Here is a 14,663-nt window from a genome sequence, read left to right as displayed (position 1 = left end):
AAAATTTTATCTGGTTTCCCGGTGGATCGTCATTTTCTTCAAACGTGGGGAGTACTTCTTCATCTCAAGTCTCTCTGGATGGTTACGTTTGTTCTTGGTTGTTGTATAGTTGCGGTCCCCGCACTCGGTGCAGGCTAAAGTTACAATGACTCTCATGGTTGTTGCCTCCTCTTATTTAATCGTAATTATTACTATTTAATGATATTAGTCTATAGCTTTTCTTTTGTCAACTCCATATCTGTTACAGTAAAATTTTGTATGCATAATATAATTTCATATGATATACTGCTTTGGTATCATTATACTTTACCTACGGAGGAACTAGATGAAGATCAAAAAATCAACTTTTATTGGGTCATTGGTAGCATGCAGTTTGGCTTTCGGTGCCCTGGGTGTAGCAGCTTCAAACGGAATTCAAGATATTGAAGCAGCACTCGACAGCAACATTAGCTTTAAAGTAAACGGTCTGTCTTGGACACCCAAGAATGAAGCTGGGGACAAACTGAATGCACTGGTATATGACGGTGATGTATACTTGCCTGTAAGTACCACAGCAGAAGCACTCGGAGCCAACGTATCTCTGAATGTTAGCAACAAAGTTGTAAGTATCACGAATTCAGGTAGCGGTAAGTCAAGCAGTTCGAGTAGTAATAACAGCAGTACAGGTACCAAAGGTTCTGAAGATTCAAGTAAACCAAGTAGTTCAAGTAACTCAAGTACTTCTAATTCAGGCTCAATCAAGATGACTGGAACTGACGCTCAGATGATAGTCAAATTGCAGAAAGAATCTTTAACACTGATCAAAATGTATGGTAAAGCACTTAAAACAGGTAGCACTAGTGAATTTGATAAATACATAGATGCTAAAGTTATTGAAAATCCTGAGATCGACATTTTTGATCTGGGTAAGCAATCCCAGAAAGATAAATTTAAGACTACAGTCAAAGGTATCATTGCAGCAAATGATAAAAAAACGCTGACTAAATATGCAGATCAGTTGATTAATGTGAAATCAGCTGATTTTAAAGTGATTGCAATGAATGATAAAACCAAAACAAGACACAGTTACAAAGCCATTTATTATCCACAAGGATGGACGGGTTCCTATGGAGTGTACCTTACCTTTGTGTTTAGTCCGCAAAAAAGTGGTAACGGTGATTTTTATCTTGGCGATTTGTACTTTAGCTAAAGTCCTTAATGCAATATAATCATTGATCTTCAGGGGCACTATTGCACTTGAAGATCTTTTCTTTTCACTTCAACTCCACGCCGGAAATGGATCTTTCAGTTCACGCCAGTTCATACGCATCTCCTCCTCCGTAAGAAGAGTCTCATCCAATGTACGTTCAATCTCAGCCCGGTCCATGTCAATGCCGATAAAGACCAATTTCGTCACCCGATCGCCCCACTCATCATCCCAGTCCGGTATGCTTGGCAGCGTGTCGCCAAAATGAAGTTGCCTTTCCTCCTAACTCATCGCACCTACCCATATTCCTGCTGGCGCAAGCTGCTTCGATGTACCTGCATGACTGAAAGAGATTGCCATATGGTTTCTTGTCGCCAGCCACATCAGGCCTTTGCATGATTGAGAAGTGTCGTTTTGCCTGCACCTAAATATCCACTAAGTACGATTACTGGAACCCGCTGTTGAACCTGTTGATCTGACATTTCTGCTTCCTCCACTCTGTTTAAGTTGGAACTTTAATCGTAAAAATGTTGATTAGAACATAGGAATGATGTATGTTGCTGCACGTACAAGCATATATTTTAGCAAAGTCCTAGTTGTGGAGGTCTGTTTCATGAAAATGGCAGCCAATCTGAAGCTCCTGTCCTTCCTGATCCCTTGTGCATTTCTTGTTCCCGTGTTGATCACAATGGCTCCAGACTTGAAGGAAGCATGGAACAGTGAAGCTTTGCAAAATATGAAAACCGTATTCATAGGTATTTTCCTTGAAGCCGCACCTTTTCTGCTCATGGGTGTGCTATTATCCTCGCTCATGCAATGGTTTGTATCCGAAGAAATGGTCCGCAGACTCACGCCCAAGAATCCGATCGGCGGTGTGCTGGTTGCAGGGTTGCTAGGTATTATTTTCCCCATCTGTGAATGTGGCATGATCCCGGTAGTGAGAAGGTTGATGCACAAAGGCATGCCTGCCTATATCGCAGTGACGTTCATCTTGAGTGGTCCCGTAGTCAATCCCATCGTATTTACGGCAACCTTACTTGCCTTTCCCTCCCATCCCGAGATTACCATTGCCCGTATGGGACTGGCCTTTGCTGTAGCAGCTTCCATAGGGATGCTTGTGTATGTGTTTGTTCGTCGAAATCCTCTTCGGATGCCAAAAGTCGTAGCGACAGAGGTTAAGACACATCCTGGTTTTAAAATGGCGCAACCTCACGCGCACGCAAATGCACATGATCATAACCATGTAAAAAACTGGCGCAGCTTCTTCATTCACGCCGGAGACGAATTTGTCGATATGAGCAAATATCTGGTGATCGGTGCCCTGATTACAGCCTGCATCCAAACATTCATTAGCCGCAGCGATCTGATCTCTCTTGGTAATGGTCCTGTTGCCTCCTATGTGTTCATGATGGGATTTGCTTATGTACTGTCTCTCTGCTCCACTTCTGATGCTTTTGTGGCTTCTGCGTTCTCACATACGTTTGCACTGGGGCCGCTGGTATCCTTCCTTGTTCTTGGTCCAATGCTGGATTTCAAAAGCACGCTCATGTTGCTCTCAACCTTCCGTACTCGGTTTGTTATAGGTTTAAGTCTAGCGATTATCACACTCGTCTTCGCCGGCTCGTGGTTGATTAACCTGCTGGTATAAAGGTTGAGCCCAATACTTCATGACCTGAATGGTTAATCCCATGAACTTGCATTCTGACTATGAATAGAAATGAGGTGATGATATATGAACCACACTATCTATACGATGACCAAGCCTCCTGTTCCAAGGTCACACGTCATCCAATGGCATAACCTGATCCGTGCAGGCTGGATCGGCGGGGTGGCAGTGTACATTATTCAGTTGAATTCAAGTGATTCGCTTCATTATTATTTGGCTCCTACCATGCAAAAACTGCTATTATGCTGTCCTGTTCCCTTATTGTTTATTGCCGTTATCATGGCATGGCACGGACTGTTCGGCAGAAACGAGGTTCATTGCGACTGTGAACATCCACCACCCTCGGGGTTCCTTCGTAGCTTAATGGTATATGGTCTGATTGCTATCCCCTTGTTGCTGGGGTTTCTGTTACCTGATCGGGCTCTCGGCAGTTCCATGGCCAGTCAGAAAGGCATGTCTCTCACCTATGCCCCTCCCGAGATTCGTCGAAAAGAGCCTTTACCTGATCCGGCAACGCAATTGAAAGTACAAGATCTCACGCAAAAACCAACGGCTGTTCAGGCTGCTTCGGCTACCAAAGTACAATTCATTCCCCCAGACGAGTATAGCCGCGAATTCGCTGAACTGGCGGAGAAGTTGTATGCAGAACAGGTCATCCGAGTCTATCCCGAGATCTTCTCTGAAACCCTCGGCACGATTGATATGTTCCAGCGACAATTTGCAGGCAAAGATATCTCCTTAACCGGGTTCGTTTATCGGGACAAAAGCATGGATCATGAATCACATTTTGCGCTGGGTCGATTTCTCGTCATGTGTTGCCCCGCAGATGCTGCTCCCTTTGGCGTGATGATTCACATCCCCGAAGCGGATAGCTTCCCTACAGACAGCTGGGTGCAAATCGATGGCAGCATCGGTTCTGCACAGGTGAACGGTAAGGATACGATTGAAATTCGCGCCACAAAGGTGACACCTGTAGCCGAGCCATCCACGCCTTATATTTACACCAATGCGGACTCGGTGATGGCTTATGAGAAGCTTAGTAACAATTAAGGAGAACCGATAGACTATAAGAAACCTAAATTAATGAATATAAAAAACACACTATACATTTCATAGTGTGTTTTTTAGTCTTTATTTGGTGAAGCTTCCCAGCCACTCACTCCAAGCTTGATTGTTGGATGGCTTGCCGGAATCATTTAATTTCATATAATCCAGTAGCTGATCCAGATTATTCGAATGATTAAGTCGATATTCTTGTATGAATTGCACCATAGCTCTATATACAATAAGATCAAGCGGAGAATAAGTAGGCGTGTCATTGGAGCTTCCATCTCCATTACCATTCCCACCATCATTAACCGGCTCTTCTGGAGGTACCTGAGTTACAGAATCCTCCTTTGTAAACGTGCCTGTGTCTCCAATATAGGTAGGATAACTAATAGCGATTTCTCCTGTTAAACTGTTTCCGACTCGACCAATGTTTGGTTTTTCGAGAGTTGTGATTACACCTTGGTTGTTCACAATTCCTTTAAGGGCGGGAATAGTTATTTTAGTAGGAAAGCTGATCGGCACAAATATCGGTTTGTACTCAATACTTTTTCCAGTGCTGTTATCTACAAAAATAGGCTTAACCGATTGATACGTAGTTGTAATTTCCAATTCTTTAACTGCTGATGTGTAAGCCGCAAATGCATTGGGGTATTCGGGAGTAGTAATAACATTGGGCCAAATTGTTCTATATGGATATGTATTTAACTGTATCTTGCCATACTTATCCGCATGCACACCATATACATAGTAGATCCCAGCACTCTGAAAAGTACCAAGATCATTTTTATTTTCCCCTGGAGGATTTGAAGTTTTTACTGTTGAAGGAACAATAACCGAATTAATTGTTGCAACTTTTTCTATTGTACTTGTTGAAGCATTAATTAGGGCTCCTGCACCGAAATATTCATTCCATTTTTTCACCAAATAAATCTGCGCATCAGAGGACCATTGTAGACTGTACTTTCTATTTGTCCCCCATAAGTTATTGTATCCCTGAATGGAAGACGTAATTTCAGATTTAGTAGTTGCGTCTGCATCTCGCCACGCTTGTTGTCCAAAGTGATGCACCTGTTCCATAATATTTGGATCAATATTCGTTGCATTCTCCGTTGCTGCTAAGAGTGCCGTTCCACCCCATTGCATTATTGCTCCCGCTTCCAGTTCACCAGAAGCAAAGTCTGAATTAGCTGCCTCTGCGTGAAATTGAACTGTCGCTACAAACAATAAAATGAAAACGTTCAACACAATAAATGTTCTTCTAATTAATGTTTTCTGAAAATTCCTAAACAACTTGAATTCCTCCTAAAGTATGTACTTGCCTAAAAACTACATTAACCTGATTCCTACCTACCCTCCTCAAAAGGAAAAATATAACTTTAATATTATCTCAAATATTGAAGTAAGAGTAAACATAATTTCACAAAATATAAGGTCTCCATCACTAATTTTCGTATATAAAAAAGCCCCAAAGCGATGGATTACATCGCTTTGGGGCTTTCATGTTCAGTCAGATACGAGATTACATCTCGTCTTCTCTGATTGTATTATTCCGTTACGATATCATGAACCAATACAGGAGCATCGGCATTATCCGCAATTGTAATGTTTTCTTTGATCTTCGCGATGACGTCTGCTACGTCTTCACGATTGGCATGGATCGTTACGAGGGACTCACCAGCTTTGACTGGGTCACCCACTTTTTTGTTCAGCATCAGACCAACAGCGAGATCGATCTCGGACTCTTTTGTTGCACGGCCTGCGCCGAGCAGCATTGCTGCAGTTCCGATTTCGTCAGCGACGATTCCGGCAACATAGCCGTCTTTGTCTGCTGGGACTTCAACCAGATATTGTGCTTGTGGCAAACGATCTGGATGATCCACAACCGAAGCGTCTCCGCCTTGGTTTGCCAAGAAATCTTTGAATTTCTCCAGTGCTTTACCGTTCTGGATCACTTCTTTCAATTTCTCCTCAGCATGCTCCAAGGAATCTGCCTTGCCAGCAAGGAACACCATCTGACGTCCAAGTGCCAGACACAGTTCTTCCAGATCTTTTGGACCTTTACCTTGCAGGGTGAGGATGGCTTCTTTCACTTCAAGCGCGTTACCAATGGCCAGACCCAGTGGTTGGGACATATCGGAGATAACAGCCATCGTTTTACGGCCAACATTGTTACCGATGCTTACCATGGCATGTGCCAATTCTTTAGCATCTTCCGTTGTTTTCATGAATGCACCAGCACCCGTTTTAACATCCAAAACGATTGCATCTGCACCTGCTGCAATTTTCTTGCTCATGATGGAACTGGCGATCAGTGGAATGGAGTTAACGGTAGCTGTTACGTCACGCAGTGCATAGAGCTTTTTGTCTGCAGGCGTTAAGTTACCACTCTGTCCGATAACTGCAACCTTATGTTCGTTTACGAGACGAATGAACTCTTCTTTTTCAAGCTCTACGTGGAAACCAGCAACGGATTCCAGCTTGTCTGTTGTACCACCCGTGTGACCAAGTCCACGTCCGGACATTTTGGCAACAGGTACATCAAGCGCAGCAACAAGCGGAGCAAGTACCAGTGTTGTTGTATCGCCCACTCCTCCTGTGGAGTGCTTGTCTACTTTGATGCCTTCGATAGCGGACAGGTCGATCGTTTCACCGGAATTCACCATCGACATTGTCAGATCGGCGCGTTCCTTGTCTGTCATATCTTTGAAGAATACCGCCATCGCCCAAGCGCTGACTTGATAGTCTGGGATCTCTCCTTGTGTGTAACCTTGAACAACAAAATCAATCTCAGCTGTTGTCAGTTCTTTTCCGTCGCGTTTCTTAGCAATAATGTCTACCATTCTCATGATGATCTCTCCTCGGGTAAATGATTTGTATAGAACACTTTGTACTGGGACCGTTCCGGCTCCGGATCGATTCCTCCGAACGCTAACGCTTCTTCGGAATCGATTCCGGGTCCTTCACTCTGTGCTTAAAACAAAAGTTTCGATTAAACTCAAATGATTATGAATATAAAATACAACAATTACAGTGTGATTGCTGTGTCCAGGGCAACTACCATCATGTCGTTGAACGTTTTTTGACGTTCTTCGGCAGATGTTTCTTCGCCTGTCAGCAAGTGGTCACTTACCGTCAGGATGGTCAGTGCGTTAACACCAAACTTGGCAGCAATAGTGTACAATGCTGTTGTTTCCATCTCTACGCCGAGTACGCCATGTTTCATCAACTTCTCGGTTACGGAACGGTCATCGCGGTAGAAAGAATCGGAGCTGAATACGTTACCAACGTGAATCTTCATACCTTTAGCTGTTGCACGGTCATATGCTTCTTTCAGCAGGGAGAACGTAGCGATTGGTGAGAAGTCATATCCACCGAATACGTGTTTGTTCATGCTGGAATCTGTACATGCTGCTTGTGCAAGGATGACGTCACGTACACGTACATGCTCCTGCATACCGCCACAAGTACCCACACGAATCAGGTTTTTTACGCCATATTCGCTGATCAATTCGTTAGCATAGATTGCAAAGGACGGAATACCCATCCCTGAACCTTGCACCGAAATCCGGTGTCCTTGATATGTACCTGTGTAACCGAGCATTCCACGAACTTCGTTGTAACATACAACATCTTCGAGGTACGTATCTGCGATATATTTCGCGCGCAAAGGGTCACCTGGCAAAAGGATCGTTTCTGCAATATCTCCGGGTTTTGCTCCAATATGTGTACTCATGAATGAATCTCCTCCAGTTATACAATTAGTCTATTATGATGGCAGGACCGGAGCAGCCAAGCTACTCCGACCTCCCCTATCCAGTTTTGAAAAACTTATTTCAAATCTTTCAGGAAGCTGGTGCCGTATTCCGGCATTTTCACTCCAAAGTTCTCGGCGACGGTTGCGCCAAGGTCAGCAAATGTGCTGCGCAAATCAAGCTTTTTGCCCTCGCTGAAGCGCGGAGAGTAAGCAAGCAGTGGTACATATTCACGTGTATGGTCTGTACCACGGTATGTTGGATCGTTACCATGGTCAGCTGTGATCAGCAGCAGATCATCATTGGTCATTTTGGCAAAAATCTCTGGCAGCCGTGCATCATAGTCTTCAAGTGCCTGAGCATAACCTTGCGGATCACGACGGTGACCGTACAGGGCATCAAAATCAACCAGGTTCAGGAAGCTGAGTCCAGTGAACTCTTCATCCATCGTTTCGGACAACTTGTCCATGCCATCCATGTTAGAGACGGTACGAACAGCCTTGGTCACACCTTCGCCATCATAGATATCTGCGATTTTACCCAAAGCAATCACATCAAATCCGCTATCTTGCAGTTCATTCATAACAGTACGACCAAAAGGTTTAAGCGCATAGTCATGACGATTCGCAGTACGTTTCCAGTTACCCGCTTCTCCTACAAATGGACGTGCAATAATGCGGCCGAGCATATACGGATCTTCAAGTGTAATTTCACGGCAGAACTCACAGATCTCATACAGTTCTTTCAGTGGAACAACGTCCTCATGTGCTGCAATTTGCAGAACCGAATCCGCGGATGTGTAAACGATGAGCGCGCCAGTTTCAACATGTTCTGCACCCAGCTCATCCAGAATTTCCGTGCCGCTGGCCGGTTTGTTACCGATTACTTTGCGGCCCGTTTTCTCTTCAATGCGTTGAATCAACTCATCGGGAAAACCATTCTCGAACACACGGAAAGGTGTATCAATGTAAAGACCCATCAGCTCCCAGTGACCTGTCATTGTGTCTTTACCTCTGGATGCTTCCTGCATCTTGGTGTAATACGCTTTAGGTGCATCCGCTGCAGGGACACCCTCGATTTCTTTGATGTTGGACAGTCCGAGACTGGCCATGTGAGGCATTTTCAGACCTCCGCGTTCACGTGCAATGTGACCAAAGGTATCTACATCAAAATCATCAAATTCTGCTGCATCCGGCGCTTCGCCGATCCCTACAGAATCCATAACGATTAGATGTACTCTTTTGAATGTTGACATAACCTAAGCACTCCTTCCAATAATCCGGTTTACAAGAACAGTCCAGTAATGATCGCTGACAGCACGCTGACAAGCGAAGCACCGTAAAGCAGTTTCAGACCGAAGCGGGCGACCACATTACCTTGCTTCTCATGGAGCCCCTTCACCGCACCAGCAATGATACCGATGGAGGAGAAGTTGGCGAACGACACGAGGAAGACAGATACGATACCCGTTGTTCTGGCAGACATTGCAGTCTCCTTCAAATTAAGCATAGCTACGAATTCGTTGGATACCATTTTGGTTGCCATAATACTTCCTGCCTGAATCGCTTCTTTCCATGGAACACCCATGATGAAGGCAAATGGTGCAAACACATAACCAAGTAGCTCCTGGAACGAAATTCCAAGCACCGCGCTGAAAATTCCGTTAACAAGTGCAATCAAGGCAACAAAACCGATTAACATCGCAGCTACGATGATAGCAACTTTGAATCCATCCAGGATGTATTCGCCGAGCATTTCGAAGAAGGACTGTTTCTCCTCTTCCTGTACTTCCAATATATCTTCTTCCTCTGTAACCTCATAAGGATTCACAATCGAAGCAATGATAAAACCGCCAAACAGGTTCAGTACAAGAGCTGTCACCACATATTTCGGCTCGATCATGGTCATATAAGCACCAACAATCGACATCGATACCGTGGACATCGCCGAAGCACACAAGGTGTACAGCCGATGTTTTGGCAACAACCCAATTTGTTTTTTCACAGAAATGAACACTTCAGATTGCCCCAATACAGCCGAAGCAACCGCGTTATATGATTCCAGTCTGCCCATTCCGTTGATTTTGCTTAATACCAGACCAATATATTTTATAACAAAAGGCAAGATTCGGATATACTGCAATATACCGATAAGGGCGGAGATGACAACAATCGGCATCAATACGCTGAGGAAGAACGGTGCCCCCCCGCTTTCGGCACCTACAGTAGTCAACCCCCCAAATACAAATGCGATACCTTCATTCGCATAGTCGAGTAAACTTTTAAATACGGTCGCGAAACCGCCAATTAAAAAAGTACCCACTCCTGTATTCAACAGAGCATAAGCTAGTATAACTTGCAAAACAATCATGATAGCCAGCGGCCGGTAACGTATCTGCTTTTTGCCGTTGCTTGCGATATAAGCCAGTCCAAAAACAACGAGTAAGCCGATAATGGCAATTAGAAATTTCATTTGATTTCTCCTTTGAAGGTAGTTAAGCCGGATGTGAAAATTCAGCTCAAAGGGCTCTTAAGCATTCTTATCAGTAATCTTTCAGAAAACTTATGAAGCGCTTACAATAAGTTCAGTTAATTAAAATATAAGTGTAAGTTGTATTCCCTGTACCTGAGTCGAACGCCCAAGTACAGAGAATATAACATTACTATTATTTATTAAGCTTTTTCTTGATAAGATGCTTTTGCTTAATAAGAAGATGTAGACTGACCACCCTGCATGATCTTCACGCCAGAGCTTGCACCGATACGAGTCGCACCCGCTTCGATCATTTTCTGCATATCTTCCAGGCTGCGTACGCCACCGGAAGCTTTAACGCCAACATCAGGACCTACAGTACGACGCATCAAAGCGATATCTTCTGGCGTTGCTCCACCTGTGGAGAAACCTGTAGAAGTTTTAACAAAATCAGCTCCAGCTCGCACAGCTGCCTGACAAGCACGTACTTTCTCTTCATCCGTCAACAGACAAGCTTCAATAATAACTTTCACCAAAGCTTTACCCGCAGCCGCTTCAACGACAACACGAATATCTTGTTCAACGTAATCATCTTTGCCATCTTTCAAAGCACTGATGTTGATGACCGTATCGACTTCAGTTGCACCTTTAGCAATCGCATCTTTCGTTTCGAAAGCTTTTGTCTCCGATGTAGATGCTCCCAGAGGGAAACCAATAACGGTGCAGATATCTACGCCAGTACCCTGCAACTGCTCAGCAGCATAAGCAACCCAGCCTGGATTAACACATACGGAAGCAAACTGGTATTGCTTCGCTTCTTCGGTTAACTTGGCCATTTCACTTTGCGTTGCGTCCGCACGAAGCAACGTATGGTCGATCATTTTCGCTAATTGTGGTGTAGTCAATTGAATCTCTCCCTTATCTGAACTAGTTATTTTCTATACACTTACACTAACATGAACATATGTAAAAATCAACTTGAACTTTTGTTCACAGTTACACTTACATTTCTTCTTCGTTATATTTTCTTCCTAAAAAAGCAAAACATCCGCCCTTTTTGCATGGCAGATGTTGTCATCCATATCCATTTGAAATTAAAATCGAAGTAATGCCTGCGCTGTGTACTGATCCGTGACCAGAATATTAGCGTAATGACCTTTGAGCGCGGCGTGAATGGCTTCAATTTTGCGTTGTCCTCCGGCGACAAGGATTGATTTTTCCTTATTTCTCAACTCGGCTAGATCAATTCCAACGGTTCTGCTGTTAATCTCTTCACTGATCAACTGACCTTCCGCGTCGAAAAAGCGTGAACAAATGTCACCTGCACCGGAGTTCATCAGCAATTGTTGCTCTTCTTCATTGAAGTAACCTAGCCTGAACAATAATGCATCTTCTTTCACAGTACCCACGGTAAACAAAGCAATGTTGGCCTGTCTGCCAAGTTCCACGATTCTGCCGATATGTCGATCCGCTTCTACCATGTTTTTTACTTCAATGTTGTCGAAAATAACAGGCAGCGGCAGATACCTTGGTACCGTATGGAATGCCTCAGCGAACAAATGAACAATCTCAGCGGCATACGTATTGACATGGGAGTGGCTTACGCCCCCCTTCAATTGCACGACTTCGACACCTTTAACCTGCTTGGGACGAAGCTGGCGTGCTACAGCATGCATGGTTGTTCCCCAAGTCACCCCGATAATATCTGCATCCTGAACCGTCTCTTGAAGATAATCCGCTGCTCGTTTACTGATATGCTTCTGTATTTCCTCATCACTCTTCAACGGGGTAAAACACACAAGTGCCGTATCCAGATCATATTTTGACTTAAGTTCTCCGGCAATGATGTCGATATCCTCCAGCGGGTCCATAATTTCAATCCGGACGTATCCGCGATCTTTCGCGTACTGAAGTAACCTTGATACGGTTGGACGCGACACGCCCAGCCTTGCGGCAATATCCTGCTGGCTATAATCGGACTGATAATACAATTTCGCTGCTTCAATGCTTAATCGTTGCTTCTCCAGGTCCATTCCCATGTGCGCTCATCTCACTCATCCTATTGTCTTTGGAAAATAAATACTCGTCCTATATATTATACATGGATTGAGTATCCGGTCACCATATAGCATCCAATTCAGTATCATGATCGATCCATTCATATCCCTTTCTGACGTATAAAACTGGGGAAACGATGCATACTACTGCGGTCGCTTCATCATTGCCAAGATCGCTTCACCCCATTAATCGCACAGAGAGGAAGAACTACATGTCTACCTTATTGTATATTACTGCCCATCCTCATGATCATGAAACCTCCTTCAGCATGGCTACAGGAAAAGCATTTATTGATGCGTATCGTGAAAGTCACCCTTCTGATGAGGTTGTTCACCTCGATCTGTATCGTTCGGATATTCCGCATATCGATGCGGATGTCTTCAGTGGTTGGGGCAAACTGCAATCGGGTAGTGATCTGACTGCCGAAGAGCAGACCAAAGTAAGCCGTTTGAATGAACTTTCGGATCAATTTGCCTCAGCAGATAAATATGTTTTTGTAACCCCGATGTGGAACTTCTCGTTCCCCCCTATTCTGTCGTTACTTAAGCATTATCATGTCATTCCTCGGTGTGCCGAAGCTTGATGGCATTTTTGTTGAGGGGCACAATCAATATAAAGACCGTGCAGATGAGATCAAGCAACAAGCTATAGAGCAAGCACGCACTTTCGCAAAACAATTTTAAATAGGTTGTTCAAAAAGTAGTATAACACTCAAAACATAAACAAAACCCGCGTGCGACCTAGGGGATAATCCCAGGAAACACGCGGGTTTTCAATGTATAATCAACCTAGAGCTTACTGATGTCCAGCGCTGGCACGGCTCATGGTTTCAAGTTTACGTGTGATCGCATGACGGTCTACTTTCAATCCCCAGATCATTTCAATAATCTGCTCTTTCTCCTCAGGACTGTCGGCATGCTTCAATTGCATTAACAGATCATGCATTTGTTCATTAATGCCTTCAAATTGAATCCATAAATCCTGTCTTACCTCTTTGGAATCCAGATGATGATTCGCATCGACTTCTTCCTTCAATGCTTGCAGAATAGCATCTTTCCACTCGTTATCACCTAGCTGTTTCGCAATGTTCAGGAGATCCAGATAATCGTCAACAAGAAGTGAGTTCAATTCAGCATGTGTTTTCATCGTTTATTGCATCCCCTTTTCGTCTATTTACCAAGTATTATACTCGGTATTTCAGGATATGCAATAGCTGTCGGAAAAAGTTGATTTATGTAGCCTGTCCCTTCAACCTGTGAACAAGCAAATTACACAAGACAAAACCGATCAAAACGTACACACCGATCATCCCCACAATGCCTATCCATCCAAGATGACTGTAAAGCAGTCCACCTCCTGTTCCACTTACGCTTGAACCAAGATAGTAGAAAAATAAATACAAAGCATTGGCTTGGGATTTGTGCTGATTAGCCACGAGTCCAACCCAACTGCTTGTGATGGAATGACCGCCAAAGAATCCAAAGGCAAACAGGGCGAGTCCGATAATCTTGACCCAAAGCGCTGGATGAACGGTACAGACTGCACCAGCCAGAATAATTCCCAGCGCGATTCCAAGCACATGTGACCTGCCGTACCGATCTGCCAGCCTGCCCATCCAGGTGCTGCTTACCGTGCCCATCAGATATACCACAAAAAGACTTCCAACGATAGACTGGCTAAGATGATAGGGTCCACCCGTTAATTCAAAACCGATATAGTTGAACAGGGTCACGAATCCCCCCATCAAGAGAAAACCGAGTCCATACAGGCATAACAGCCTTGGATTGCGACATTGTGACCACAAAAGAGGTATTGGATTTTTGAATCCGGGTGCAGCTTTGACAAAATGACGGGATGGCGGGATGACAAGCCAAAAAATAACGGCTGCACACAGTCCAAGAATACCAATGAACCCCACAGCAGCGCGCCAACTGAACCAATCTGTCACCACACCGCTGATGAAACGGCCGGCCATGCCTCCTATCGAATTGCCGCTGATATATAGGCCCATAGCATAACCAAGACTTCTAGGTTCAATTTCTTCTGACAAATATGTCATGGCTATCGCTGGCAACCCCGCGAGTGCCACACCCTGGAGAATACGAAGCAGAAGAAGCTCCGTATATCCCGGGCTGAATGCGCTGAGCAAAGCAATAACAGAAGATATCACCAGTGCAGCTGTCATTATAAAGCGTCGGCCCACAGAATCAGACAAGGACCCGATGAACAGCATCGTCAGTGCCATGGCGATCGTTGTAACGGATAACGTAAGACTGGCGTGTGCCGGCGTAATGGAGAATGCGTTGCTAATCTCAGGCATCAGGGGCTGGAGGCTGTAGAGCAAAGCAAAAGTGACAAAACCTCCGGCGAACAGTGCAAGGCTAATGTTACGAAACGTCTTAGTTCCCTGCTGAATCATGGATGTTCCAACTTTCCCAGTAAGAAAGCTTCTTGGATCGACTGTGGTCTGATCGCCGGT

Annotated in this window: 15 protein-coding genes and 1 pseudogene; 4 read left to right on the top strand and 12 right to left on the bottom strand. The window is 44.4% G+C overall.

Going from position 1 to position 14,663, the window contains the following annotated elements; all coding sequences use genetic code 11:
- Positions 1-6: 6 nt before the first annotated feature.
- Positions 7-156 carry a 50S ribosomal protein L33 gene (gene rpmG, locus MHI01_RS01675; RefSeq protein WP_036613813.1) on the bottom strand — a complete coding sequence of 50 codons (150 nt, stop codon included), beginning with the start codon at positions 154-156 and terminating at the stop codon, positions 7-9.
- 169 nt (positions 157-325) lie between these two features.
- Here rpmG and MHI01_RS01670 point away from each other — a divergent pair, with 169 nt between their 5' ends.
- Positions 326-1,189: a stalk domain-containing protein gene (locus MHI01_RS01670; protein WP_340982355.1), complete on the top strand. Its 864-nt coding sequence runs from the start codon at positions 326-328 to the stop codon at positions 1,187-1,189.
- Positions 1,190-1,258: 69 nt separating this feature from the next.
- Here MHI01_RS01670 and MHI01_RS01665 read toward each other — a convergent pair whose 3' ends face one another.
- The gene (locus MHI01_RS01665) at positions 1,259-1,429 is read right to left on the bottom strand and encodes a GTP-binding protein (protein ID WP_340984815.1); all 171 of its coding nucleotides are present in this window, start codon (positions 1,427-1,429) and stop codon (positions 1,259-1,261) included.
- Between the two features lie 140 nt (positions 1,430-1,569).
- Complete coding sequence (locus MHI01_RS01660) at positions 1,570-1,668, bottom strand: GTP-binding protein (RefSeq protein ID WP_282321169.1); 99 nt, start codon at positions 1,666-1,668, stop codon at positions 1,570-1,572.
- A 131-nt stretch (positions 1,669-1,799) separates the two neighbouring features.
- Between MHI01_RS01660 and MHI01_RS01655 the strand changes: the two genes are divergently transcribed.
- Together MHI01_RS01655 and MHI01_RS01650 are read left to right on the top strand one after the other, a co-directional pair.
- Positions 1,800-2,834: a permease gene (locus MHI01_RS01655; RefSeq protein WP_340982354.1), complete on the top strand. Its 1,035-nt coding sequence runs from the start codon at positions 1,800-1,802 to the stop codon at positions 2,832-2,834.
- 105 nt (positions 2,835-2,939) lie between these two features.
- A complete protein-coding gene (locus MHI01_RS01650; protein ID WP_282321167.1) occupies positions 2,940-3,902 on the top strand; it encodes a TIGR03943 family putative permease subunit in 963 nt (320 codons plus the stop codon).
- A gap of 81 nt (positions 3,903-3,983) precedes the next feature.
- Here the strand turns inward: MHI01_RS01650 and MHI01_RS01645 are convergent, their stop codons facing one another.
- The 7 genes from MHI01_RS01645 to MHI01_RS01615 all read right to left on the bottom strand — a co-directional run bounded on the left by MHI01_RS01645 (position 3,984) and on the right by MHI01_RS01615 (position 12,159).
- Entirely contained in the window at positions 3,984-5,192 is a 1,209-nt protein-coding gene (locus MHI01_RS01645; protein WP_340982353.1) for a hypothetical protein, read from the bottom strand.
- Between the two features lie 254 nt (positions 5,193-5,446).
- On the bottom strand, positions 5,447-6,748 hold the full coding sequence (locus MHI01_RS01640; RefSeq protein ID WP_127549140.1) for a pyrimidine-nucleoside phosphorylase: 1,302 nt from the start codon (positions 6,746-6,748) through the stop codon (positions 5,447-5,449).
- A gap of 179 nt (positions 6,749-6,927) precedes the next feature.
- The gene (deoD, locus tag MHI01_RS01635) at positions 6,928-7,635 is read right to left on the bottom strand and encodes a purine-nucleoside phosphorylase (RefSeq protein WP_017688193.1); all 708 of its coding nucleotides are present in this window, start codon (positions 7,633-7,635) and stop codon (positions 6,928-6,930) included.
- 95 nt (positions 7,636-7,730) lie between these two features.
- Positions 7,731-8,909 carry a phosphopentomutase gene (gene deoB / locus MHI01_RS01630; RefSeq protein WP_340982352.1) on the bottom strand — a complete coding sequence of 393 codons (1,179 nt, stop codon included), beginning with the start codon at positions 8,907-8,909 and terminating at the stop codon, positions 7,731-7,733.
- Between the two features lie 29 nt (positions 8,910-8,938).
- Positions 8,939-10,126 (bottom strand): NupC/NupG family nucleoside CNT transporter, encoded by a 1,188-nt coding sequence (locus MHI01_RS01625; RefSeq protein WP_036613804.1) that lies wholly within the window; start codon positions 10,124-10,126, stop codon positions 8,939-8,941.
- Positions 10,127-10,356: 230 nt separating this feature from the next.
- Complete coding sequence (deoC, locus tag MHI01_RS01620) at positions 10,357-11,007, bottom strand: deoxyribose-phosphate aldolase (RefSeq protein WP_036613998.1); 651 nt, start codon at positions 11,005-11,007, stop codon at positions 10,357-10,359.
- A gap of 213 nt (positions 11,008-11,220) precedes the next feature.
- A complete protein-coding gene (locus MHI01_RS01615) occupies positions 11,221-12,159 on the bottom strand; it encodes a sugar-binding transcriptional regulator (protein WP_036613997.1) in 939 nt (312 codons plus the stop codon).
- Between the two features lie 236 nt (positions 12,160-12,395).
- Between MHI01_RS01615 and MHI01_RS01610 the strand changes: the two are divergent.
- Positions 12,396-12,867 (top strand): annotated as a pseudogene (locus MHI01_RS01610) (NAD(P)H-dependent oxidoreductase).
- A gap of 112 nt (positions 12,868-12,979) precedes the next feature.
- Here MHI01_RS01610 and MHI01_RS01605 read toward each other — a convergent pair.
- A complete protein-coding gene (locus MHI01_RS01605; RefSeq protein ID WP_340017615.1) occupies positions 12,980-13,330 on the bottom strand; it encodes a hypothetical protein in 351 nt (116 codons plus the stop codon).
- 85 nt (positions 13,331-13,415) lie between these two features.
- Positions 13,416-14,603: an MFS transporter gene (locus MHI01_RS01600; protein WP_076317690.1), complete on the bottom strand. Its 1,188-nt coding sequence runs from the start codon at positions 14,601-14,603 to the stop codon at positions 13,416-13,418.
- Positions 14,604-14,663: the final 60 nt, after the last annotated feature.

The organism is Paenibacillus sp. FSL M7-0656 (assembly GCF_038003225.1).
Classification (GTDB): Bacteria; Bacillota; Bacilli; order Paenibacillales; family Paenibacillaceae; genus Paenibacillus; species Paenibacillus amylolyticus.
The sequence above is the reverse complement of the archived record's forward strand: the minus strand, read 5'-3'. Positions and strand labels throughout refer to the sequence as shown.

Coding starts and splice junctions, on each gene's coding strand:
- MHI01_RS01640 (WP_127549140.1), bottom strand. CDS start 6,748: ATGAGAATGGTAGACATTATTGCTAAGAAACGCGACGGAAAAGAACTG.
- MHI01_RS01655 (WP_340982354.1), top strand. CDS start 1,800: ATGAAAATGGCAGCCAATCTGAAGCTCCTGTCCTTCCTGATCCCTTGT.
- deoC (WP_036613998.1), bottom strand. CDS start 11,007: ATGATCGACCATACGTTGCTTCGTGCGGACGCAACGCAAAGTGAAATG.
- deoD (WP_017688193.1), bottom strand. CDS start 7,635: ATGAGTACACATATTGGAGCAAAACCCGGAGATATTGCAGAAACGATC.
- MHI01_RS01615 (WP_036613997.1), bottom strand. CDS start 12,159: ATGGACCTGGAGAAGCAACGATTAAGCATTGAAGCAGCGAAATTGTAT.
- rpmG (WP_036613813.1), bottom strand. CDS start 156: ATGAGAGTCATTGTAACTTTAGCCTGCACCGAGTGCGGGGACCGCAAC.
- MHI01_RS01670 (WP_340982355.1), top strand. CDS start 326: ATGAAGATCAAAAAATCAACTTTTATTGGGTCATTGGTAGCATGCAGT.
- deoB (WP_340982352.1), bottom strand. CDS start 8,909: ATGTCAACATTCAAAAGAGTACATCTAATCGTTATGGATTCTGTAGGG.
- MHI01_RS01650 (WP_282321167.1), top strand. CDS start 2,940: ATGACCAAGCCTCCTGTTCCAAGGTCACACGTCATCCAATGGCATAAC.
- MHI01_RS01625 (WP_036613804.1), bottom strand. CDS start 10,126: ATGAAATTTCTAATTGCCATTATCGGCTTACTCGTTGTTTTTGGACTG.
- MHI01_RS01605 (WP_340017615.1), bottom strand. CDS start 13,330: ATGAAAACACATGCTGAATTGAACTCACTTCTTGTTGACGATTATCTG.
- MHI01_RS01660 (WP_282321169.1), bottom strand. CDS start 1,668: ATGTCAGATCAACAGGTTCAACAGCGGGTTCCAGTAATCGTACTTAGT.
- MHI01_RS01600 (WP_076317690.1), bottom strand. CDS start 14,603: ATGATTCAGCAGGGAACTAAGACGTTTCGTAACATTAGCCTTGCACTG.